Source organism: Faecalibacterium sp. BIOML-A1 (genome assembly GCF_009679715.1).
GTDB classification, from domain to species: Bacteria; Bacillota; Clostridia; order Oscillospirales; family Ruminococcaceae; genus Faecalibacterium; species Faecalibacterium taiwanense.
Map to the genome: position 1 here is coordinate 317,817 of NZ_WKZJ01000003.1, position 20,914 is coordinate 338,730.

At 58.2% G+C, this 20,914-nt stretch carries 20 protein-coding genes; 4 read left to right on the forward strand and 16 right to left on the reverse strand.

Translation table 11 applies throughout. From position 1 onward, the window contains the following. Positions 1-33: 33 nt before the first annotated feature. On the forward strand, positions 34-321 hold the full coding sequence (locus GKG36_RS05810; RefSeq protein WP_005921120.1) for a zinc-ribbon domain containing protein: 288 nt from the start codon (positions 34-36) through the stop codon (positions 319-321). A gap of 113 nt (positions 322-434) precedes the next feature. Here the strand turns inward: GKG36_RS05810 and GKG36_RS05815 are convergent, their stop codons facing one another. After that, the gene (locus GKG36_RS05815) at positions 435-2,054 is read right to left on the reverse strand and encodes a phospholipase D-like domain-containing protein (RefSeq protein ID WP_154259623.1); all 1,620 of its coding nucleotides are present in this window, start codon (positions 2,052-2,054) and stop codon (positions 435-437) included. Positions 2,055-2,238: 184 nt separating this feature from the next. Here GKG36_RS05815 and udk point away from each other — a divergent pair, with 184 nt between their 5' ends. Next, positions 2,239-2,868, forward strand: a complete 630-nt coding sequence (gene udk / locus GKG36_RS05820; RefSeq protein WP_154259625.1) for a uridine kinase — start codon at positions 2,239-2,241, stop codon at positions 2,866-2,868. Positions 2,869-2,995: 127 nt separating this feature from the next. Here the strand turns inward: udk and atpC are convergent, their stop codons facing one another. The 15 genes from atpC to GKG36_RS05895 all read right to left on the reverse strand — a co-directional run bounded on the left by atpC (position 2,996) and on the right by GKG36_RS05895 (position 18,190). Then, on the reverse strand, positions 2,996-3,394 hold the full coding sequence (atpC, locus tag GKG36_RS05825; RefSeq protein ID WP_005938085.1) for an ATP synthase F1 subunit epsilon: 399 nt from the start codon (positions 3,392-3,394) through the stop codon (positions 2,996-2,998). A gap of 3 nt (positions 3,395-3,397) precedes the next feature. After that, the gene (atpD, locus tag GKG36_RS05830; protein WP_005938088.1) at positions 3,398-4,792 is read right to left on the reverse strand and encodes a F0F1 ATP synthase subunit beta; all 1,395 of its coding nucleotides are present in this window, start codon (positions 4,790-4,792) and stop codon (positions 3,398-3,400) included. Positions 4,793-4,818: 26 nt separating this feature from the next. After that, positions 4,819-5,667 carry an ATP synthase F1 subunit gamma gene (gene atpG / locus GKG36_RS05835; protein WP_005938091.1) on the reverse strand — a complete coding sequence of 283 codons (849 nt, stop codon included), beginning with the start codon at positions 5,665-5,667 and terminating at the stop codon, positions 4,819-4,821. Positions 5,668-5,684: 17 nt separating this feature from the next. Next, complete coding sequence (atpA, locus tag GKG36_RS05840; protein WP_097774385.1) at positions 5,685-7,205, reverse strand: F0F1 ATP synthase subunit alpha; 1,521 nt, start codon at positions 7,203-7,205, stop codon at positions 5,685-5,687. A gap of 51 nt (positions 7,206-7,256) precedes the next feature. Beyond that, the gene (atpH, locus tag GKG36_RS05845; protein WP_097781253.1) at positions 7,257-7,796 is read right to left on the reverse strand and encodes an ATP synthase F1 subunit delta; all 540 of its coding nucleotides are present in this window, start codon (positions 7,794-7,796) and stop codon (positions 7,257-7,259) included. Beyond that, positions 7,793-8,299, reverse strand: a complete 507-nt coding sequence (gene atpF / locus GKG36_RS05850) for a F0F1 ATP synthase subunit B (RefSeq protein WP_005938099.1) — start codon at positions 8,297-8,299, stop codon at positions 7,793-7,795. The genes atpH and atpF overlap by 4 nt, the downstream gene beginning before the upstream one ends. 36 nt (positions 8,300-8,335) lie before the next feature. Then, complete coding sequence (atpE, locus tag GKG36_RS05855) at positions 8,336-8,617, reverse strand: ATP synthase F0 subunit C (protein ID WP_005930278.1); 282 nt, start codon at positions 8,615-8,617, stop codon at positions 8,336-8,338. A 53-nt stretch (positions 8,618-8,670) separates the two neighbouring features. After that, positions 8,671-9,414, reverse strand: a complete 744-nt coding sequence (locus GKG36_RS05860; protein ID WP_154259627.1) for a F0F1 ATP synthase subunit A — start codon at positions 9,412-9,414, stop codon at positions 8,671-8,673. Between the two features lie 3 nt (positions 9,415-9,417). Next, on the reverse strand, positions 9,418-9,918 hold the full coding sequence (locus GKG36_RS05865) for an ATP synthase subunit I (protein WP_005938105.1): 501 nt from the start codon (positions 9,916-9,918) through the stop codon (positions 9,418-9,420). Between the two features lie 22 nt (positions 9,919-9,940). After that, the gene (locus GKG36_RS05870; protein ID WP_044953278.1) at positions 9,941-10,201 is read right to left on the reverse strand and encodes an AtpZ/AtpI family protein; all 261 of its coding nucleotides are present in this window, start codon (positions 10,199-10,201) and stop codon (positions 9,941-9,943) included. Positions 10,202-10,657: 456 nt separating this feature from the next. Next, positions 10,658-12,076 carry a glycogen/starch synthase gene (locus GKG36_RS05875; RefSeq protein WP_097774381.1) on the reverse strand — a complete coding sequence of 473 codons (1,419 nt, stop codon included), beginning with the start codon at positions 12,074-12,076 and terminating at the stop codon, positions 10,658-10,660. Positions 12,077-12,242: 166 nt separating this feature from the next. Beyond that, complete coding sequence (gene glgD, locus GKG36_RS05880) at positions 12,243-13,370, reverse strand: glucose-1-phosphate adenylyltransferase subunit GlgD (protein WP_005938113.1); 1,128 nt, start codon at positions 13,368-13,370, stop codon at positions 12,243-12,245. Continuing rightward, positions 13,364-14,557: a glucose-1-phosphate adenylyltransferase gene (locus GKG36_RS05885; protein WP_005938116.1), complete on the reverse strand. Its 1,194-nt coding sequence runs from the start codon at positions 14,555-14,557 to the stop codon at positions 13,364-13,366. Before GKG36_RS05885 ends, glgD begins: the two co-directional genes overlap by 7 nt. Before the next feature lie 87 nt (positions 14,558-14,644). After that, the gene (gene glgB / locus GKG36_RS05890; RefSeq protein WP_154259629.1) at positions 14,645-16,861 is read right to left on the reverse strand and encodes a 1,4-alpha-glucan branching protein GlgB; all 2,217 of its coding nucleotides are present in this window, start codon (positions 16,859-16,861) and stop codon (positions 14,645-14,647) included. Between the two features lie 306 nt (positions 16,862-17,167). Beyond that, on the reverse strand, positions 17,168-18,190 hold the full coding sequence (locus tag GKG36_RS05895) for a 3D domain-containing protein (RefSeq protein WP_242702886.1): 1,023 nt from the start codon (positions 18,188-18,190) through the stop codon (positions 17,168-17,170). A gap of 759 nt (positions 18,191-18,949) precedes the next feature. Here GKG36_RS05895 and GKG36_RS05900 point away from each other — a divergent pair. Beyond that, positions 18,950-20,410 (forward strand): hypothetical protein, encoded by a 1,461-nt coding sequence (locus GKG36_RS05900; protein WP_154259631.1) that lies wholly within the window; start codon positions 18,950-18,952, stop codon positions 20,408-20,410. An 18-nt stretch (positions 20,411-20,428) separates the two neighbouring features. Further along, entirely contained in the window at positions 20,429-20,812 is a 384-nt protein-coding gene (locus GKG36_RS05905) for a hypothetical protein (protein ID WP_154259633.1), read from the forward strand. Positions 20,813-20,914 lie beyond the last annotated feature (102 nt).

Consider the following 20,914-nt stretch of genomic DNA (forward strand, 5'->3'; position numbering starts at 1 on the left):
TGGGCAAGAACTAACTAAAGAGGAGATACTACTATGTTTGAAGACAAGACTCTGGTCTGCAAGGACTGCGGTAAGGAATTTGTTTGGACTGCTGGTGAGCAGGAGTTCTACGCATCTCGCGGCTTCGAGAATCAGCCCCAGCGCTGCAAGCCCTGCCGTGACGCCCGCAAGAACGGCGGCGCACGCAGCAACAGCGGTGAGCGTCAGATGTTCGATGCTGTCTGCGCAGCTTGCGGCAAGGCTTGCAAGGTCCCCTTCCAGCCCCGTGAGGATCGTCCGGTCTACTGCTCTGACTGCTTTGCTCGCATGAAGCAGAACTAAGCGCTGATTTTTATTTAAATCGGTAACAAAAGGCCCGCTGTCGAAAGGCAGTGGGCCTTTTTGTATTCAGAGCTTCTCCAGTCTGATTACGCAGCCATAACGGAGGAAGTCTTTCACACCAGCGGCGCAATAAACTTGAGCAGGATGCCCGCCAGATGCAGCAGCTTTTTGCCCTGCCAGATACTTTCTTTCGTCTGCTCCACCCTGCGGCACCGGGTGAGCGTATCCTGAAAATCCGCTTCCATGTTGGCAATGCAGTCGGTGCCGCGCATCCAGACCGCGTTTTCAAAGTGATGGTACAGGCTGCGGTAGTCCAGATTGATGGTGCCCGCCACAGCTTCCACGCCGTCGGCGATCACGATCTTCGCATGGGTAAAGCCGGGCTGCCACTCGCTGATCTTCACACCCGAAGAAATCAGCGCCTTGTAGTGGGTCTTGGCCAGTGCATAAACGAACCACTTATCCGGCTTGCCGGGCAGGATCAGGTGCACATCCACACCGCGCTCTGCCGCAAAGCGCAGGGCCGTTTCCAGCTCGCCGTCTAAAATCAGATACGGCGTGATGATGTGCACATACTTCCGGGCGCGGTTGAGCATATCCATGTACACCATTTCGCCCACCCGCTCACCGTCCAGCGGGCAGTCTCCGTAGGGCACCACAAAGCCCTTGGCGTTTGCTGCCGCCGGGATGGGATCGGACAGGAACTGCTCAAACTCCGGCTGGCACAGGATGCTCCACATCTGCAAAAACAGTGCCGTCATGGAGCGCACGCCTTCGCCTTCCAGCATCAGGGCCGAGTCCTTCCAGCGGCCATACTTTTCTATGTGGTTGATGTACTCATCTGCCAGATTCACGCCGCCGGTAAAACTCACCTGGCCATCAATGACCAGAATTTTGCGGTGGTCGCGGTAGTTGTAGTGGGTGGAAACAAAGGGCGTGACCGGCGAGAACACCTTGCACTGGATGCCCAGCGCTTCCAGCCGGCTGGGGTAATCCCGCGGCAGGGTGGAGAACTCACAGGTGCCGTCATACATTACCCGCACATCCACCCCCTGCGCCGCCTTGCGGGCCAGCACTTCCAGAATGCGGCCCCACATCAGGCCTTCATCCACGATGAAATATTCCAGAAAGATGTATTTTTTTGCCGTTTCCAGCTGGCGCAGCATTTCATCGAACATAGCTTCGCCGCCGTTGAAGTAGGTGGCCACCGTGTCGGCATAGACCGGAAATCCGCCTCCCTTGCCCCGCAGATACCGTGCCAGCGGCATCGCTTCGGGTGCCTGCTCCTGCAAAAGCTCCACGGTCTGCTCATTCTGCGGCAGCTGGGCGCGGGTCTGGCCCTCCAGATCCAGCAGGCGGCGCTTCAGGGCATTGTGGCCCACATCACTTTTGGTGTACCAGAACAGCGGCACGCCCAGCACCGGCATCAGCGCTGTGACCACCAGCCATGTGATGCGCACGCTGTTGTCCATGTCCTGATTGAGCAGATAGACCATCATTGCCGCTGTTACCAGCAGGGTGCCGCCAAAATAATGCGGCAGCAGCTCGCCGAACCACTGCAGCAGGCTGAACAGCGCGAACGCCTGTAAAAGCAGCAGAACCAGCACTAGGCCAAAACGGCTGAAAATAGCGTGTACCACGCCCTTCTGTCCCCGTTTGAGCAGGCGGATGCCGCCATCCTCAAACACCCGGACCTTGTCCTTCATATTTTGCTGAAATTGTTTTTTCTGCATGGCATTTTCCCTTATCTCACACATTTGCAGCCCTGGGGCTGTAAAAATGTGCCGGTTTGTGTTATGATGTACAGGAACAAACCCGCCCGGCGCTGTGTCCCGGACAGGCAGCTTTGCACCTATTATAATCCATTCCTGCCCTTTTTTCCACCCAAAGCGGCAGGATGATGCAGGAGGGACCCCTATGAATAATCTGATCATTGGCATTGCAGGCGGCTCCGGCAGCGGCAAGACCACCCTTGCTCTGCGGCTGAAGGAGCGTTTTGGCGAGGATGAAGTGCGCCTGATCTCCCACGACAGCTATTACAAGCGCCACGACGAGCTGCCCTTTGAGGAGCGCTGCAAGCTGAACTACGACCACCCGGATGCTTTTGACAACGCTTTGCTGATCTACCATCTGCAGGAGCTGAAGGCAGGCCGCGCCATCGACTGCCCGGTGTACGACTACTCCAACCACAACCGCAGCGACAAGGTACAGCACATCGAGCCCGCACCGGTGCTGATCGTGGAAGGCATCCTGCCCTTTGTGGAGCCGGAGCTGTGCGCCCTGTTCGACTACAAGATCTATGTGGACACCGATGCCGACGAGCGCATCCTGCGCCGTCTGGTGCGGGATGTGAAGGAGCGGGGCCGCAGTCTGGACAGCGTCATCAATCAGTACCTGACCACCGTCAAGCCCGTGCACGAGGCCTTTGTAGAGCCCAGCAAGCGCAACGCAGACATCATTGTGCCCAACGGCGGCGAGAACACCGCTGCGGTGGAGATGCTGGCCCATCACATCCGTAACCTGATCGAGAAGGCAAATATGATGTAACGTCTTTACGATTTAAATGCCCTCCGCATTCGCTCTGGGCATGTTCAGCGGAAATCTTATTTTAATTTCATCATGCACGCAAAAGGAGCCACCGCACAGGTTGTGCAATGGCTCCTTTTTTCTTATCTCAGTGGATAGAGGTACGCACCAGTGCGCGCTTGAGACGCGCCTGAGCCAGCTCGTAGTCCCGCTTGTCGAGGTTCTTCTGCGCAAGGATCTCCTCCGCGCGCTTCTTGGAAGCCTCGGCGCGGGCCTGATCGATCTCCTCGGCCCACTCCCATGTGGTGGCGACCAGACGCACTTCGCCATCCAGCACGCTCAGCAGCCCGCCCATGCAGGCGGCGCGGCGGCGCTGGCCCTCGGCATCCACGATATGGGCTTCGCCCATGCCCAGCGCGGTGCAGTAATCCCCGTGTTTGGCAAGGATGGCCAGATCGCCGTCAATGGCGCGGCAGACGATGCGCTCGGCCTGCCCGTCAAAGGCGCAGCCGTCCGGCGTGACCACCGTCAGATGAAAGGTCGTCATGGTTTACCCTTTCTTCGCTTTTGCGAACACGTCATCGATGGTGCCCGCGAACAGGAATGCGCTCTCAGGCAGCTCGTCGCACTCGCCGTTCAGGATCATCTTGAAGCCGCGCAGGGTCTCCTTGAGCGGCACATACTGGCCGGGCATACCGGTGAACTGCTCTGCCACGTGGAAGCTCTGGCTCAGGAAGCGCTGCACCTTGCGGGCGCGGCTGACCGTGCGCTTGTCTTCCTCGCTCAGCTCGTCCATACCCATGATGGCAATGATGTCCTGCAGCTCCTTGTAGCGCTGCAGCACCTTCTGGACGGCGCGGGCGATCTCGTAGTGCTCCTGACCCACGACCTCCGGGCTGAGGATGCGGCTGGTGGAATCCAGCGGGTCCACAGCGGGGTAGATGCCCTGCGAAGCAATGTCACGGCTCAGGACCGTGGTGGCATCCAGATGGGTAAAGGTGGTGGCAGGGGCCGGGTCGGTCAGGTCATCGGCGGGCACGTAGACGGCCTGCACCGAGGTGATGGAACCCTTGCGGGTGGAGGTGATGCGCTCCTGCAGAGCGCCCATCTCGGTGGCCAGCGTGGGCTGGTAGCCGACGGCAGAGGGCATACGGCCCAGCAGTGCGGACACCTCAGAGCCTGCCTGCGTGAAGCGGAAGATGTTATCGATGAAGAGCAGCACATCCTGATTCTTCACATCGCGGAAATACTCCGCCATGGTCAGGCCGGACAGTGCCACGCGCATACGGGCTCCTGGGGGTTCGTTCATCTGGCCATAGACCAGCGCAGTCTTGTTGATAACGCCGCTCTCGGTCATTTCGCCGTACAGGTCGTTGCCCTCACGGGTGCGCTCGCCAACGCCGGTGAACACCGAGTAGCCGTTGTGCTCGGTGGCGATGTTATAGATCAGCTCCTGGATTAGGACCGTCTTGCCGACGCCTGCACCGCCGAACAGACCGATCTTGCCGCCCTTTGCGTAGGGGCAGATCAGATCCACGACCTTGATGCCGGTCTCGAGGATCTCGGTGGTGGACTGCTGCTCCTCGTAGCTGGGAGCAGGGCGGTGGATGGGCCAGTAGGCCTCCGGGGCCGGGGCGGGCTTGTTGTCCACGGGCTCGCCCAGCAGGTTGAACACGCGGCCCAGACACTGGTCGCCCACGGGCACTTTGATGGGTTCGCCGGTATCCACGGCTTCGGTGCCGCGCACCAGACCATCGGTGCTGTTCATTGCAATGCAGCGCACCACGTTATCGCCGGTGTGCTGTGCCACCTCGACCACCAGCTTTTCGCCGTGGTTGTCGATCTCGATGGCGTTGAGCAGCTCCGGCAGCTGGCCATCCTCAAACTGGATGTCCAGCACCGGGCCGATGACCTGGAGCACCTTGCCGATATGTTTTTCGGACATAGGCTACAACTCCTTTTTGATAGGTTTTAAATCTCCGCGCCGGCCACGATCTCGGTGATCTCCTGCGTGATGGCAGCCTGACGGGCACGGTTATAATACAGGTTCAAATGGTCGATCATCTCACCGGCGTTCTTGGTGGCGGCATCCATGGCAGTGCGGCGGGCTGCCAACTCACTGGCTACGCTCTCGCACACGGCACCGTAGACGATGCCTGCCACATACTCCGGGATGATTGCGCTGAATACTTCCTCGCTGCTGGGCTTGTACAGGATCTGGCTGCGGCGGGCATCCGCCTTCTGCTGCTCGGTAGGTTCGATGGACAGCGGCAGCACCTCCATGGTGGCTGCGGTCTGGGTCATCATGGAATCGAACCGGGTGTAGCAGATCTTTACCGCATCGTACTCGCCCTTGAGATATCCTTCCGTGATCTGGCGGGACAGCTGGAAGCACTCGCCCACCGAGACATCTGCCGCCAGCAGCACCTCCTGCGTGAACAGGGGCACCTCGTGATGGACGAAATACTCTGCCGAACGCTTGCCGATGGGCAGCACCAGCACTTCGCCTTCTTCGGCCCCGGCCTGCTTGAGCACGTTGGAATTGTATCCGCCGGCAAGGCCGCGGTCGCCTGCAATGACGATGAGCAGGGTGCGCTTCACTTCGTCACGGCGCAGGTAGGGGTTGCGGGCGCGGGGGTCGGCCGCGGCGATCTTGGTCAAAGTCTCATGCAGCGTTTCAAAGTAGGGGCGGCTGTGCTCCACCCGTTCCTTGGCGCGGCGCATTTTGGAGGAAGCCACCAGTTCCATTGCCTTGGTGATCTGCATGGTGCTCTCTACGCTTTTGATGCGCAGCTTGATGTCCTTCATGGAACCAGCCATGCGTTACGCCTCCTTCCTTAGTGCGCCTTGACGAAGCTGTCGGTATAGGCTGTGAGCACGCTCTTAAGCTGCTCCTCAGTGTCCTTATCCAGATTGCCGGTGGTGCGGATGGTCTCCATGACGGCGGCACCCGCAGCATTGTTGTCCAGATATTCGTACAGGCCCTTCTCATACTCGGCCACGTCCGGCACCTTGACCTTCACAAGGTGATCGTGAATGGTCGCATACAGGATGGCCACCTGCTTTTCCACAGGCACGGGAGCGGAACGGTTCTGCTTGAGCACTTCCACGATGCGCTCGCCCTGTGCAAGGCGGGCCTTGGTGTCGGCATCCAGATCGGAACCGAACTGTGCAAAGCTCTGCAGCTCGCGGTACTGGGAGTAGATCAGCTTCAGGGTGCCGGCGACCTTCTTCATGGCCTTGATCTGGGCATTGCCGCCCACGCGGGACACCGAGATGCCGGGGTTGACTGCCGGCATGACACCGGAGTGGAACAGCTCCGTCTCCAGGAAGATCTGACCATCGGTGATGGAAATGACATTCGTGGGGATGTAGGCGGAAACATCGCCCGCCTGCGTCTCGATGATGGGCAGAGCCGTCAGGCTGCCGCCGCCCAGCTCATTGGAGAGCTTGGCCGCGCGTTCCAGCAGACGAGAGTGCAGATAGAACACGTCGCCGGGGTAGGCCTCACGTCCCGGGGGACGGCGGATCAGCAGCGACAGTGCACGGTAGGCCACGGCGTGCTTGGACAGATCGTCGTAGATGATGAGGACATGCTTGCCCTGATGCATGAAATATTCGCCCATGGCACAGCCGGAGTAGGGTGCGATATACTGCAGGGGCGAAAGCTCGGATGCCGTTGCGGACACCACGATGGTGTAGCCCATAGCACCGGCCTCGGTCAGGCTCTGCACAAGGTTTGCCACGGTAGAGCGCTTCTGACCGATGGCAACGTAAATGCAGATGACATCCTTGCCCTTCTGGTTGATGATAGTATCGGAGGCGATGGTGGTCTTGCCGGTCTGGCGGTCGCCGATGATCAGCTCGCGCTGGCCGCGGCCAATGGGGATCATGGAGTCGATGGCCTTGATGCCGGTCTGCAGCGGCTCCTTGACCGGCTGACGGTCGATGATGCCGGGAGCGCGGCTTTCAATGGCGCGGAACTCGGTGGTCTCGATGGGGCCTGCGCCGTCGATGGGCTGGCCCAGCGCGTTGACCACGCGGCCGATCATGGCTTCGCCCACCGGCACGGACACCACCTTGCCGGTGCGCTTGACAGTGCTGCCTTCCTTGATGCCGACGTCGGAGCCCAGCAGAACGATGGAGACGGTGTTCTCCTCCAGATTCTGGGCCATGCCGTATTCGCCGTTATCAAACTGAAGCAGCTCACCTGCCATGCACTTTTCCAGACCACTGGCGCGGGCGATGCCGTCGCCCACCATAATGACCGTGCCGGTCTCGCTCTGCTCAATGGCATTTTCGTAATGCTTGATCTGCGCACGGATGATCTTGGAGATCTCTTCAGGTTTCAGTTGCATCTTTGTTTGTTCACCACTCAATTCTTAAAAATCTTTCGGGTGGAAATTCGATCACAGTGTCACGGAAGCAATGTCCCTGCGCAGGGCCGCCAGACGGTTCTGCACCGTGCCGTCCAGCTCGGTGCCTTCGATATCCAGCCGGATGCCGCCCAGCACTGCCGGATCGACCTTTGTTTTCAGGTCGATGGTCTTGCCGGTGAGCTTTTCCAGCTTTTCGTGCAGGCTCTTTGCCTGCTGCTCCGTCATTGCCACTGCAGTGGTCGCCGTTGCTTCCAGAATGCCGTGTGCCTGATTGTAGCGCACACGGTAAGCCCGTGCACAGCCGGACAGCTCTCGCAGGGTGCCCTTCTCGCACAGGATCTTCAAAAAGTTCAGCACATAGAGGTGGACCTGATCCCGCAGTGCTTCATCCAGCAGGCCGCAGCGCTCTCTTTTCGGGATGCTGGGGGTGCTGAGCAGATGCAGGTAGTCCGGGTTTGCCTTAAAAAGCGCCACGGCTTCGTCCAGCTCACCCAGAATGCGGGCCTCCAGCCCTTCCTCCGCCGCCAGATCGTACAGGCTTCCGCCGTACATCCTTGCAGTCTCGGTCATGATGCTTCACCCACATTTTTGATAAATTCGTCGATCAGATCCTTGTGGTCCTTCTCGCTGATCTCACGCTCCACCACCTTGGAGGCGATCTCCATGGCGATGCCGCCGATCTCGTCCTTGACCTCGTTCACGGCCTTCTTGCGCTCCTGCGCAATGTCGGCTTCGGCCTTCTGCTTGAGGGCAGCAGCCTGCGCGCGGGCCTCGCCCACGATCTCTTCGCCGCGGGCGGTGGCCGTCTTCTGCGCATTGGCAACGATCTCGTTGGCCTCGGTGCGGGCATTCTGCAGGTTCTGCTCGTACTCTGCCTTCATGGCTTCGGCTTCGGTGCGCAGCTTGGTGGCATCGGCGATCTGGCTGTCTGCCTTCGCCTTGCGCTCTGCGATCACGTTTTTGACCGGATTCAGCAGGAACTTTTTGAAGATGAACAGCTGGATCATCAGGTTGCAGATCTGGGCCAGAAAGGTCCAGCCGTCCAGCGTGATCAACGCCTGGTACAGTTCCATAAGCGTCTCCTTTCGTTATTTTGTAAAAGGTTCCGCTTATGCCAGGAACTTCATGAACATACCGGGTGCCAGGAAGATCAGCAGCAGGCCGGTGACGAAGCCGTAAATACCGGTGGTCTCGGAAAGTGCAACGCCCAGGATCAGGGTGCTGGTAACGTCGCTCTTGCACTCGGGCTGACGGCCCACAGCTTCACAGGCAGCAGCTGCTGCGTTGCCTTCGCCGATACCGGGGCCGATACCTGCGATCAGTGCGCAGCCTGCGCCGATGCCGCAGCCTGCCAGAGCGATACCACGAGCGAGGTACTGAAAGTCAGTCATAAGATTTGTCCTCCAAAAAAGTTTTTTGTTTTGGGAGATGCCGTTGTGAGGGCTTAGTCCTCACCGGCAGCACGTTTGATGAAAATTGCGGTCAGGGTGCAGAAGATGAACGCCTGAATGCAGCCGCCGAACCAGTCGAAATACAGGCCCGTAAAGGCCGGGATGCCGATCTGGAACAGCTGGATCTGACTCAAGGCACCCGGCAGCCAGCCGAAAATGACGTGGCTCAGGCTTGCCAGCGCCCAGTACAGCAGTGTGGAAATGACCGTACCGGACAAGATGTTGCCAAAGTGACGGAACGCCATACTGACGGGGGTGGAAACCTCCGACAGCACATTGATGGGTGCCATGATGAAGATGGGGTCCAAAAGACCTTTCAGGTAGGAAAGGATGCCGTTGGTCTTGATCTTGTAGTACATGATCAGCACGAACACCACAATGGCCCACGCCGCCTCGGTGTTCAGGTCGGCTGTGGGGCTCCACAGGCCGATGACACTGATGAGGTTGCAGCCGATGCTCAGAGCGAAGATCGCGCCGATGAGCGGGATATACTTATCAAAGTGATAGCCCATGTTGTCGTGCACGAACTGATCCAGCCGTTCTACGATGAACTCGGCGGCGGCCTGCCGCTTTGAGACATTTTCCAGCTTGAGGTTGCTGCCCAGCCAGATGGCAAGACCCGAAAGCAGCGCCATGACGATCCAGGTACTGACTAAGGTCTGGGAGATCTTGAAATCACCCAGCAGGGGGATGTCCGTATGGATGGTATACAGGATCTTTGCGCCGTTCAGTTCCATTTGTTACGTTTCACCCCCTTCGTCACGGGGTTCAGCTTCCGGCTCCGGTGCGGGTTCGGGGTCGTCCTCCACAGAGACGTCCACCGAAGGCCCGGCCGGTGCAAGAGGCTTGTACTTTCCGGTTATTTGCAGGTAGTAGATCGTAACGCGCGGGAAAAGCAGCGGCAGAACACCGGCAAACGGCTGGAACACCGGTGCCCCGATGGCAACGATGATCCACACCGCCTGCAAAAGCATCCGGACATTGTAGGAAGCCTGCAATGTCGCTTTGCGCCGTTTCTCATCCTGCTCGTCGATGACCTTCTGGCACACGAGGCAGATGCCCGCAAAGTTGCCGATGGCCACGGCCGCGCCGATGAGACTGCCCAGAACAACAGTGTAATCAAATTTCACCCAGCCAACCAGGTGCAGAGCTGCAAAGATCACCCACATGACGGCGGTACAGATGGCCGTGCCGCAGGCGATGCGGGTCAGCTCCTTTTTGGATTCCGGCTGCAGTTTCATAAAGGGAAACCTCCTGTTAAGTTTACTGATGCGAGTTGAACCCCACCCGCTTTGGTTTTTCCTTTTTGGTGCGGTCCATGTGTTCCTTTGCAAAATACCAGAAGTTCTGTGCCCCGGCAGCAAGCCCCAGCAGGATGGCCGGCAGGAACACCCATTCCGGCCAGCTCCAGTTGTTCACCGCCCACCATGCACCGCCCAGACACATGACCAGCGGCAGCAGCATATTCAGGCCCAGCTGGGTCAGCCAGACAAGATCCTCCAGTGCCTTATACCAGCCCTTCAACCTGCGTTTCCTCCCTGTGTGATGTGCCTTTGCAAAAGCCAGATTCTGGATTCTTTGCCAAGGATTTGCAGTCAGCGAAAAATCTTATAACGATAGTATAATTCAAACCGGCCGTTTTTTCAATCAATTTTCCACTGTTTTCTAGTAAAATTTCATAGTTTGTTTACACTAATGCCGTAACTGTACGCCCTGTATGGAGTTTGTGCGTCTGCGGGCACATCAATACCAAAAGTTTGATGGATCTGTTGTGCAGAATGCAAAAAACGGGCGAACCCTCTCAGGCGCTGACGCGCCAGCTCTCCCGAAGGGCGAGCTTTTATGCATCTTTCGGGCAGCACAAATAAAGCTCCCCCTTTCGGGGGAGCTGCTGAGCGAAGCGAAGCTGAGAGGGTCACACAAAAAAACCGCCCGGCTCTTTGGGAACCGGGCGGCAGCCGTTATGCAGTTTTCAGGACATTACCAGAGGTTTGCGGTCTCGTTGTACAGGCCCTCATAGCTCTTGGCGGAGACATCCCAGCTGAAATCGCACTCCATGCAGTGATGCACGAGGTTCTTCCAGTTCTCCTTGTCATAGTAAGCATTCTGTGCGTTGCAGCAGGCCACATACAGCTCGTGGGCATTGTAGCCCGCAAAGGTGAAGCCGTTGCCCTCACCCATGGTGCTGTCGTGGATGGAGTCGCGCAGACCGCCGGTCTCGCGGACGATGGGAGGCGTGCCGTAGCGGCAGGCCACCATCTGTGCCAGACCGCAGGGCTCGCTCTTGGAAGGCATGATGAAGGCATCTGCGCCTGCGTAGATCTCCTGCGACAGGGCCGGCTCGAAGCCGATGTAGGTGCCAACGCGGCCCGGATGGCGTGCGCACAGGTCGGAGAAGAAGTTCTCATACTGGCTCTCGCCGCTGCCCAGAATGACCAGCTCGATGCCGCGATCCACCAGGCCATCGGCGATGCTCTGCACCAGGTCAAAGCCCTTCATGCCGACCATGCGGCTGACCATGGCAAAGACGGGGCTGCCGTCCTTGTTCAGGCCGAACTTATCCTGCAGGGCTTCCTTGCACTTTGCCTTGCCCTCTTCAAAGTTGGTGATGTCGTAGTTGAAGGGGATGTTCTTATCCGTAGCGGGATCGTTGGAATCGGTATCGATGCCGTTCAGGATGCCGCACAGCTTGTACTGCTTCTCGCGCAGCAGAGCGTCCAGACCATAGCTGAACCACGGGTCGAGGATCTCCATGGCATAGGTGGGGCTGACAGTGGTGATCTTATCGGCAGTCTCGAAAGCACCTTTCATGAAGTTTGCGCAGCCGTCGTACTCTACGATGTGCTGGTCGCGGCGGCCGATGCCGCAGGTGTCCTCCAGAATGTCGGTGCCGTACTTGCCCTGATAAGCGATATTATGGATGGTGAAGATGGTCTTGATGCGGTTGAACTTATCCAGATGGCGATAGTACAGGTTCAGGTACACCGGCACCAGAGCGGTCTGCCAGTCGTTGCAGTTGATGATATCGGGGGTGAAATCGATGTAGAACAGGGTCTCTAAAACGGCGCGGGAGAAGAAGGCGAAACGCTCGCCGTCATCGTAGAAGCCGTACAGGCCGCGGCGCTTGAAGTAATACTCGTTGTCCAGGAAGTAGTAGGTCACGCCGTTCCGCTCGGTCTTGAACAGGCCGCAGTACTGGCTGCGCCAGCCCACGGGGACGGAATAATTGGTCACGTACTCCAGCGTATCACGGAACTTCAGGTCGCCGTACAAGGGCATAATGACGCGGGCATCCACGCCGTCCTTGACCAGAGCCTTGGGCAGGGCACCCGCAACGTCGGCCAGACCGCCGGACTTTGCAAAAGGGGCAGCTTCCGAAGCAGCATACAGGATTCTCATAGGATCGCTCCTTCCATATAGTGGGATATTTTCGTTCTCCCCCACCGCCCTTGCAGGCAGCACGAACCATTTTTACAAAAGAGCAGGCGGGGGCACACAGATGCCCCCGCCCCTCTCAAGAGGGGCTACCGGGGAGGAAGCCGCCCCTATGGATAACTCAGTAAAATCAGACGGTGTGCTTCTTCTGCACGTACACCGGGAAGCTCTCGGTGCCGGACAGCTTCTTGCCGGCAGTGATCTTCACGTTCTTATCGGTAACAACGCAGTCCAGCTCGGCATTGGCTTCCACAACGGTATCCTGCATCAGCACGCAGTTCTTGACGACGGCACCCTTCTTGACCTTGACGCCGCGGAACAGCACGCAGTTCTCCACTGTGCCCTCGATGACGCAGCCGTCGGCCAGAATGGAGTCGGTCACCTTGCAGCCCGGCACATAGCGGGTGGGGTTGTCGTCGCGGATCTTGGTGTAGACCGGGCTCTTCTTGGGGAACAGCTTTTCCAGATTCTCGTCATCGGTCAGCTTGAGGTTCTCGTCGAAGTAGCTCTTCATGTCACAGACATGTGCCACATAGCCGGTGTACTCCAGAGCGTGGATGTTCAGGATGTTGACATTGTGGGCCAGAATATCGCGCTCGAAGTAGATCAGGCCGCGGGAGGTTGCATCCCGGACCAGCTTGAGCAGGGTCTCGCGCTCCAGAACATAGATGTTCAGGTCAAGGTTCTGCACGCCGGGGCGGTAATCGTTGAACAGCAGCTCGGTCACACGGCCGTCGGCATCAACGGTCAGGGTGTAGTTGTCATTCTTGCGGCCCTCGGGGATCTCGGTCTTCTGGTAAGCGACGGTCACATCGGCACCGCTTGCCTGATGGGCGGCCAGCAGGGCGTTGAAGTCGTAGTTCAGAGCAACATTGGCATCGCTCATAACCACGTACTTTTCCTTCTGGTTCTCCAGGAAGTTCATGATGGAGCCCAGAGCTTCCACACGGCCGGAATAGATGCGCACGCCCTTCTCAGCGAAAGGCGGCACGATGTTCAGGCCGCCGTGACGGCGGGCCATATCCCACTCACGGCCGGTGCCCAGATGATCCATCAGGGAGTGGTAGTTCTTGCGCACCACGATGGAGACATTGGAGATACCGCAGTTTGCCATGCTGGACAGAACAAAGTCCACCATACGGTAGCGGCCCGCGAAGGGGATCGAAGCCATTGCGCGCTCGGTCACCAGCTCGGGGACGGTATTATCATAACTGTTGGGGAAAATAATACCCAACGCATTGGTGTTCTGGCTCAGCATACTTCCATACCCTCCTTGACGGATTCAAAGACTTTGGCACCTTCCTTGACGGTTGCGCCTGCGCCGACGGTCAGGCCGGTGCCCACATGGGCAATGGGGCCATCGCCGCCCACTCGTGCACCTGCACCGACCACAACATCCTCCGCCAGGATGCAGCGCTTGACAACAGCACCAGCCTTGACCACAACGCCGTCCATCAGGACTGCGTCCTCAACGGTAGCGCCCTCTTCCACAACAACGCCTGCGCTCAGCACAGAGTGATGCACATTGCCGTAGATCTTGCAGCCCTCCGTGACGAGAGAATCCTGCACCACAGCGCGGGGGCCGATCTTCTGCGGAGGCAGGACCGGGTTGCGGCTGTAGATCTTCCACTTCTCGTCGAAGATATCGATGCCGGAGTTTTCGGGGTCCAGCACTTCCATGTTGGCTTCCCACAGGCTGTCGATCGTGCCCACGTCACGCCAGTAGCCGGCAAAGCGGTAGGCGTACATCTTGCGGCCGTCGCGCAGCAGGGCGGGGATGATGTTCATGCCAAAATCGTTCTTAGAGTTGGGGTCTGCTTCGTCCTCTTCCAGATACTTCTTCAGCACATCCCAGTTGAAGATGTAGATGCCCATGGAAGCCAGATTGGACTTGGGTACCGGGGGCTTCTCCTGGAACTCGGTGATGCGGTCGTTCTCGTCAGCCACCATCAGGCCGAAGCGGGAGGCTTCCTTCCAGTCCACTTCCATAACAGCCACAGAGAACTCTGCGCCCTTTTCCTTGTGGAAGCGCAGGAAGTCGGCATAGTCCTGCTTGCAGATCTGGTCGCCGGACAGGATGATCACATACTCGGGATCGTAGCTGTCGATGAAGCCGATGTTCTGGTAGATGGCGTTTGCAGTGCCCTTGTACCAGTCGGTGCCCTTTGCCTGCTCGTAGGGCGGCAGGGTGTGCACGCCGCCGTGCAGACGATCCAGATCCCAGGGCTGGCCATTGCCGATGTACTCGTTCAGCTTCTGGGGCTGATACTGGGTCGCGATGCCAACGGTGTCGATGTTGGAGTTCACGCAGTTGGACAGCGGGAAGTCCACGATGCGGTACTTACCGCCGAAGGACACTGCGGGTTTTGCCGTTTTCTGTGTCAGCGCGTACAAGCGCGAGCCACGTCCACCGGCAAGGATCATTGCCACAATTTCTTTTGCCATAGCTTTATTCTCCCCTTTAACATTAACATTTCCGTTGTTCGGAAATGAGCGTCAACATGTGCGGTATGGGTCGGCCGAAGTGCCGGGTCATTCCTTGGGCTCCTTCGGTTTGCGGGTGCGTTTTGCGGGTGCTTTTTCCGCCTTGGGTTCTGCCTCTGCCTTGGGCTTGCGGCCGCACTTTTTGGGTGCTTCCTCGGCCTTTTCCGGCTCAACCTTTGCCTTGCGGGCGGTCTTTTTCACCGGTTTTTCCTCTGCAGCGGCAGCTTCTGCCTTGGGCTTGCGGCCCGGCTTCTTTACCACCTTTGCTGCAGCTTTCTCCGCAGCGGTCTTTGCCTTTTTGGCTGCGGTCTTTTTTCCCGCCTTATCGGTCTTGTCCGCTGCGGCCTTGCGGGTGCGCTTGGCGGGCACTTCAAAATACAGGGTGCTCATGGGCGGCAGGGTGATGGTGATGCTCTGCTCAAACCCGTGCATCGGCTTTTTGTGGGTGCGCACGGCCTTGTTGTGGACTGCGCCGGAACCGCCAAACTCTGCATCGTCGCTGTTCAGGATCTCCTTGTAGGAGCCTGCCACCGGTGCGCCCAGCGTGTAGCCCTCGCGCAGGACGGGGTTGAAGTTGCACACCACAAGGATCTGCTTGCCGGAAGTGTCCTTGCGCAGGAAGGCGATGACGCTCTGCTGCGAGTCATCCGGCACGATCCACTGGAAGCCCTCCCAGCTGTAATCCACCTGCCAGAAGGCGGGATGCTCCTTGTAGAAGGCGTTCAGGGTCTTGACGTAGGTCTGCAGCTCGGTGTGCTTATCGTAGCCCAGCAGCATCCAGTCCAGCGGCTTTGTCTCGTTCCACTCGGCGAACTGGCCGAACTCCTGACCCATGAACAGCAGCTTCTTGCCCGGGTGGGCCATCATGTAGCCAAAGAAGGTGCGCAGGTTTGCAAACTTGGCGTCGTACTCGCCGGGCATCTTGTTGATCAGGCTGCCCTTGCCGTGCACCACCTCATCGTGGCTGATGGGCAGCACAAAGTTCTCGCTGAAGGCGTAGAAGAAGCTGAAGGTGACCTTGTTGTGGTTGCCGGAACGGAAGAGCGGGTCAGTCTTCATGTAGCTGAGCATATCGTTCATCCAGCCCATGTTCCACTTGAAGTTGAAGCCAAGGCCGCCGTCCGAAGCAGGCTTTGTGACCATGGGCCATGCAGTGGATTCTTCCGCGATCATGTACTTGTGGGGGTGACGGCCCAGCACGGTGTCGTTCAGCTTGCGCAGGAAAGCAACAGCCTCCAGATTTTCCTTGCCGCCGTCCTTGTTCGGCTCCCACTCGCCCTGCTTGCGGTTATAGTCCAGATACAGCATGGATGCCACCGCGTCCACGCGCAGGCCGTCGATATGGTACTGCTCCAGCCAATACAGTGCGCTGGAGATCAGGAAGCTCTGCACCTCGCTGCGGCCGAAGTCGAACACCATGGTGCCCCACTCCTTATGTTCGCCGCGCTTCGGATTCGGGTCCTCGTAGCAGGCTTCGCCATCAAAGTTGTACAGGCCGAACTGATCCTTCGGGAAGTGAGCAGGCACCCAGTCCATGATCACACCAATGCCGGCGGCATGGAGCTTATCCACAAAGGCCATCAGGTCCTTGGGGGTGCCGTAGCGGCTGGTGGGTGCAAAATAGCCGGTGACCTGATAGCCCCAGCTGCCGTCAAACGGATATTCCATGACCGGCAGCAGTTCCACATGGGTATAGCCCATCTCTGTGATATACGGGATCAGCTCGTCTGCCAGCTCGGAATAATTGTAGGGCTTGCCGCCCTCCTTCATCTTCCAGCTGCCGGCGTGCATCTCGTAAATATTCATCGGGCTGTTGATCACATCAGCCTTTTTCTGTGCTGCCTGCCATGCATCATCGTGCCACGCAAAACCACTGATATCGTAGACCTTGCTGCCGTTGGACGGGCGGGTCTCGGCGTGAAACGCATAGGGATCGGCCTTATAGACCAGATCACCTGCGCGGGTGGTCACGCAGTATTTATAAACATCATATTCCTTCATGCCCGGGATGAACAATTCCCATACGGAATCGCCATCCACCTTGCGCATCGGGTGGCTGCCCGGCTTCCAGCTGTTAAAGTCGCCCACCACGCTGATGGCTACAGCATGGGGTGCCCACACGCGGAACACCACACCTGCTTCACCGGCACGCGTTTCCATGTGTGCGCCAAAGTAGCGGTATGCTTCACAGTTATTGCCCTGTTTGAACAGATACACCGGCAGGTCCGATGCATTGCTCTGGATCTTCTCCTCGGTCGGTTTCATAGACTGCTCCTCCCCGTACAGATGCACAAAGCGCACCTGTAGCTTTTTACCCTTTTATATTAAAGAATTTCGGTCTGTTTTTCAAGAGTTTCGCCGCATTTTACTGTAAAATTTACCATAATCTTTTCATTGATATTTTTCTCTTATATACATACCCGCTAAATTTTTACAAATTTTATGGTGAATCCTGCCAATCTGACAATAAAAAAGAGCCTCTGCGCACCCTCCCAAAGGGAAGGTGTACAGAAGCTCTCTGTTTCTGTTGAAAATTTTCAGTTCCGGTTTCCCCGGTTCTTTTCAGCCTGCTCAGTCCACCACGTAGACGTTCACCTGAATGGCTCCATTGATCACGCTCTCGGCGTAGGTCTCGTAGAACAGGTCCACAAGGATCTGGCCCTTCTGCACGGCAATGCCGGTATCGGTAGCCACCGCATAGCCGTACACGAACTTGCCGTCGGTGGAGGTGATATACAGCTTGGTGCCGTAGGGGATCACATCCGGGTCCACAGCCACAGTGCCGTAGCCCAGACCCAGACCGGAAGAACCCTTGCCGGTCTTGGAATAGTAGCCGGTGGCCTTGCCGGTGAGCACCTTGCTGTAAGAGGCGGGTGCATTGGTGGTGCCGTCCGGGCCGGTCAGCGGGGAGACCGGCGCGCCTGCGCCATAGGTCTTTACGATGTGGTTGGTCGGCTCCACAGTGGTGGTGGAATCCACCACGATGCTGTTTTCCAGCTCGCCGTCCACATAGCGGTCGCGGGTGGTGATCGTCTGCTGGCCTTCCGCACCATGGCGCACCGTGGTGGCGCGGCCGGTGTTGCGGAAATACAGGCTGGTGTAGACGTACTCGGTATCGTAGGGGATGGCCTGCGTCTCCACACGGTCGGTGTAGTCCACGCGGTGCACCGTGATGGTGGAACCTGCGCTCACCAGCTGGTCCAGAGCAGGCTCGGTGTAGTCGTCACCCTCCAGGGTGATACCGGCACGCTTCAGGGCATCCGCCACGGTGCCGAACACCATTTTGACGGGGTACTCCTGACCGTCGGCAGTGATGCTGACGGAGAATGCGCGCTCAATGTTCAGGGCGGCAAGGTTGCCGCTGTAGGCCGTGTAATAGACCTGATCGCCCTCTTCGGACTGGATGCCGGAAAGGTTCATGACCTGTGCAGGGTCGGTCTCGGAGGTGAGGATCACCTGCCGGGCACCATTGGAGTCTGTGACGTAGGTCAGCCGCAGATTCGCAGCGGTCACACTGAGTGTAGCCACAAGGCACACGACCATGACACAAAACGCCAGCACACGGGGAGAGACTGCATGCTTGCAGTCAGACAATGCTTTCTTCAATTTTACGGAAGCGATACGAGACAACTCCTCTCTTTTCAAAATTGGCTGCGGCTGCGGACATGTTTTTCATGCCCCGGCCGCCCGGACTGCAGGGCGGGCAGAAGCCATCTGGCCCCACAATCAAATACGATGCCCTCTTTTTGGTAAAATCGAGCATCGTATACAATTTGGACTCCGCTGCGGAGGGTGCAGTTACCCTCCCGGCCCGGACCCCATCTGCCCGCGCCGCGCCGTATATAAGACGGCTTTTTACTTCATCCAGATAAATTTTAAACGCTGCAACGTCTGTTGGTTCCGTTGAGCGGCTCTTATTTTACCAGTCCAATGGCCATTTGTCAAATCACCTTCTCATACTTTGTTAGTTTTTTGACGTTATTTTTTGTGCAACTTTAACATTGTTTTCTCCAAAATATTGTTTTTTCGGTTATTTCCTTCCGATTTTCGACCTGTTTTCTGGGGTGTTTTGTTCACGAATTTTTAACATTTATTTTGGACTTTTTGCACCGGAAACTGCACTTTTGGGTTCGTTTTCCCATGCGGCAAGCGGCCAAAAATCGCTGGTTTTCCGTACAAAGCCACCTCTTTTTCATCCCATTTTTCACCCACAAAGAACTGTGCGAATTACTCATGAAAAGCGCCTCCCGGCAAAATGCCGAAGCACAGAAATTTGTGCAGCAAAAGACCACACTGGCAGCTGCCGGGCAGCGGCTGTACAATCAAACAAAAAACAGAAAGGAAGGTTTTCAAGTGAACATCAAGATCATTCAAAGGCAGTGCGGCGGCACCGAATTTCTGTCCCAGCCGCACCGCCTGCACCTCGGTGCACAGAACGCTGCCGGTGTGGACGAGCTGTGCTTCACGCTGCCGGAAGCATGGGCCGGGTGCACCGTTGCGCTCTACCTGCGCCGCAGCGACGGCACCCTGCTGGCACCGGTCTCACTGGACACGCAGCACTGCGTCACCGTGGACCGCCGCCTGACCGGAAGCACCGGCGGACAGTGGATGCTGGCAGCCATCGATGCCAGCGGCTACGCCGCCTATACCCGGCCCGGCAGCTACGACACCTACGCCATCCTGCCCACCGACGGCGGCGCGGAAGAGCTGCCGCCCTCGCAGTATGAGCAGTTCGTGGCCCGCGTGCTGGAAAGCTCCAGCAGCGCCTCCACCGCCGCACAGCGTGCCGCAGCCAGTGCTGCAAGCACGGCGTCCAATGCGGCACAGGCCCAGACCGCGGCACAGCGCACCAGCGCCGACAGTGCCGCTGCATCCCGCTGTGCAGCCCGTGCCGAGGCTGCTGCCGCACGGGCAGAGGAGCTGGTGCCTACCGACGGTCAGGTAGTGAGCGTGAACGGCAAAAGCGGCATCGTAAAACTGACGGCGCAGGATGTGGGGGCGCTTCCCTGCCCGGCAGTTCCGGTCTCCGGCCAGCTGCTTCGGGTGCTGAGCGTGGACCCCAACACCGGGGCCGTGTTGACCGATACTGCCGCCATGCCGGATCTGTCGCCCTATCTGCGCAGCAGCACGGTGCCCACGGCTTCGGCCCCCGGCGCAGTGCGGGTGGACCCCGCCTGCGGCATCAACGTGCGCAGCGACGGAACCCTGATCATCGCACCAGCTGCCCGCGAACAGCTGGACAGCATGACGGATGCACTTCTGCCGCTGACCGCAGCCCTGCTGCCTTATGGCGTGAAGAAGGCTCTGACCACCGCCGCAGCCGCCGGGGAATGGACCGCTGCCGAAAAGGCAAACGCCCTGCGCACCTTCGGTGCCGATTTTTCTTCCTATTATACAAAGGAAGATGTCGATGCTCTGCTGGCCGCACCCAGCTCCGCTGCCTACCCGGTGGGCAGCATCTACCAGAGCACCGACCCCACCAGTCCCGCCGCCCGGTTTGGCGGCACATGGGAGCAGATCGCATCCGACCGCGTGCTGATGGGTGCCAGCAGAAGCCACGCGGCAGGCACAACAGTAAAGGCCGGACTGCCGAACATCACAGGCTCTTTTGTCGCGGATGTAAAAAAGGGTGAACATAAGGTATCCGGCGCATTCACTGCCGGCGATCTGATCGCATCTACGGGCGAATACAATTCCTTTTCTGATGTATATAAGTTCAGTCTGGATGCGTCCAAGTCTAATGCCATCTACGGCCGCAGCGCCACCGTGCAGCCTGCCGCCTACTATGTGCACATCTGGCGGCGCGTGGCCTGAGAAAGGAGGTTTTGAACCATGAAGATCATTGACGAGAACGGCGCAGCCATTGAAAACCCTGACCTGACGCTTGGGTATCTGGTGGACGACACCGAGCCAGTGGAGCACCCCGCCGTGGAAGGCGTGGAAGAAGTGAGCCACTACGAGACCGTAACGGAGTATCCCGGCGGCGGCAGGGATGTGCGGAAGGTCATCGACGTGCCGGGCGTGCCTGCGCAGGCCGCATGGACCGAACAGGTGCCGGTGCAGAGATACATCCGCTATACGGAAGAAGAATTGGCCGCGCGGGAAAAAGAGCGCCAGCAGGCCGAGGAAGCAGCCCGTCTGCCCGAGACGATTGCCAGCCTGACCTGCCAGCTGACCGACCTGCAGCTGGCCCTGTGTGAACTGTACGAAGACTAACTATTAAAAGTCAAGCCCTAAAATGAAAAAATCCGCCAACCATCCGCTGCCCATGACAAACATCATTCAAATGCTGGCCTTGGAGTAGCGAGGGTGACGGAG

Excerpts from the sequence above, each read along its gene's own strand:
- glgD (WP_005938113.1), bottom strand. The coding sequence starts at position 13,370 with ATGCTGAGCCAGAACACCAATGCGTTGGGTATTATTTTCCCCAACAGT.
- atpD (WP_005938088.1), bottom strand. The coding sequence starts at position 4,792 with ATGTCCGAAAAACATATCGGCAAGGTGCTCCAGGTCATCGGCCCGGTG.
- atpC (WP_005938085.1), bottom strand. The coding sequence starts at position 3,394 with ATGACGACCTTTCATCTGACGGTGGTCACGCCGGACGGCTGCGCCTTT.
- atpE (WP_005930278.1), bottom strand. The coding sequence starts at position 8,617 with ATGACTGACTTTCAGTACCTCGCTCGTGGTATCGCTCTGGCAGGCTGC.
- GKG36_RS05865 (WP_005938105.1), bottom strand. The coding sequence starts at position 9,918 with ATGAAACTGCAGCCGGAATCCAAAAAGGAGCTGACCCGCATCGCCTGC.
- udk (WP_154259625.1), top strand. The coding sequence starts at position 2,239 with ATGAATAATCTGATCATTGGCATTGCAGGCGGCTCCGGCAGCGGCAAG.
- atpF (WP_005938099.1), bottom strand. The coding sequence starts at position 8,299 with ATGGAACTGTACCAGGCGTTGATCACGCTGGACGGCTGGACCTTTCTG.
- GKG36_RS05810 (WP_005921120.1), top strand. The coding sequence starts at position 34 with ATGTTTGAAGACAAGACTCTGGTCTGCAAGGACTGCGGTAAGGAATTT.
- atpA (WP_097774385.1), bottom strand. The coding sequence starts at position 7,205 with ATGCAACTGAAACCTGAAGAGATCTCCAAGATCATCCGTGCGCAGATC.
- GKG36_RS05860 (WP_154259627.1), bottom strand. The coding sequence starts at position 9,414 with ATGGAACTGAACGGCGCAAAGATCCTGTATACCATCCATACGGACATC.
- GKG36_RS05885 (WP_005938116.1), bottom strand. The coding sequence starts at position 14,557 with ATGGCAAAAGAAATTGTGGCAATGATCCTTGCCGGTGGACGTGGCTCG.
- GKG36_RS05905 (WP_154259633.1), top strand. The coding sequence starts at position 20,429 with ATGAAGATCATTGACGAGAACGGCGCAGCCATTGAAAACCCTGACCTG.
- GKG36_RS05815 (WP_154259623.1), bottom strand. The coding sequence starts at position 2,054 with ATGCAGAAAAAACAATTTCAGCAAAATATGAAGGACAAGGTCCGGGTG.
- atpH (WP_097781253.1), bottom strand. The coding sequence starts at position 7,796 with ATGACCGAGACTGCAAGGATGTACGGCGGAAGCCTGTACGATCTGGCG.
- atpG (WP_005938091.1), bottom strand. The coding sequence starts at position 5,667 with ATGGCTGGTTCCATGAAGGACATCAAGCTGCGCATCAAAAGCGTAGAG.
- glgB (WP_154259629.1), bottom strand. The coding sequence starts at position 16,861 with ATGAAACCGACCGAGGAGAAGATCCAGAGCAATGCATCGGACCTGCCG.
- GKG36_RS05875 (WP_097774381.1), bottom strand. The coding sequence starts at position 12,076 with ATGAGAATCCTGTATGCTGCTTCGGAAGCTGCCCCTTTTGCAAAGTCC.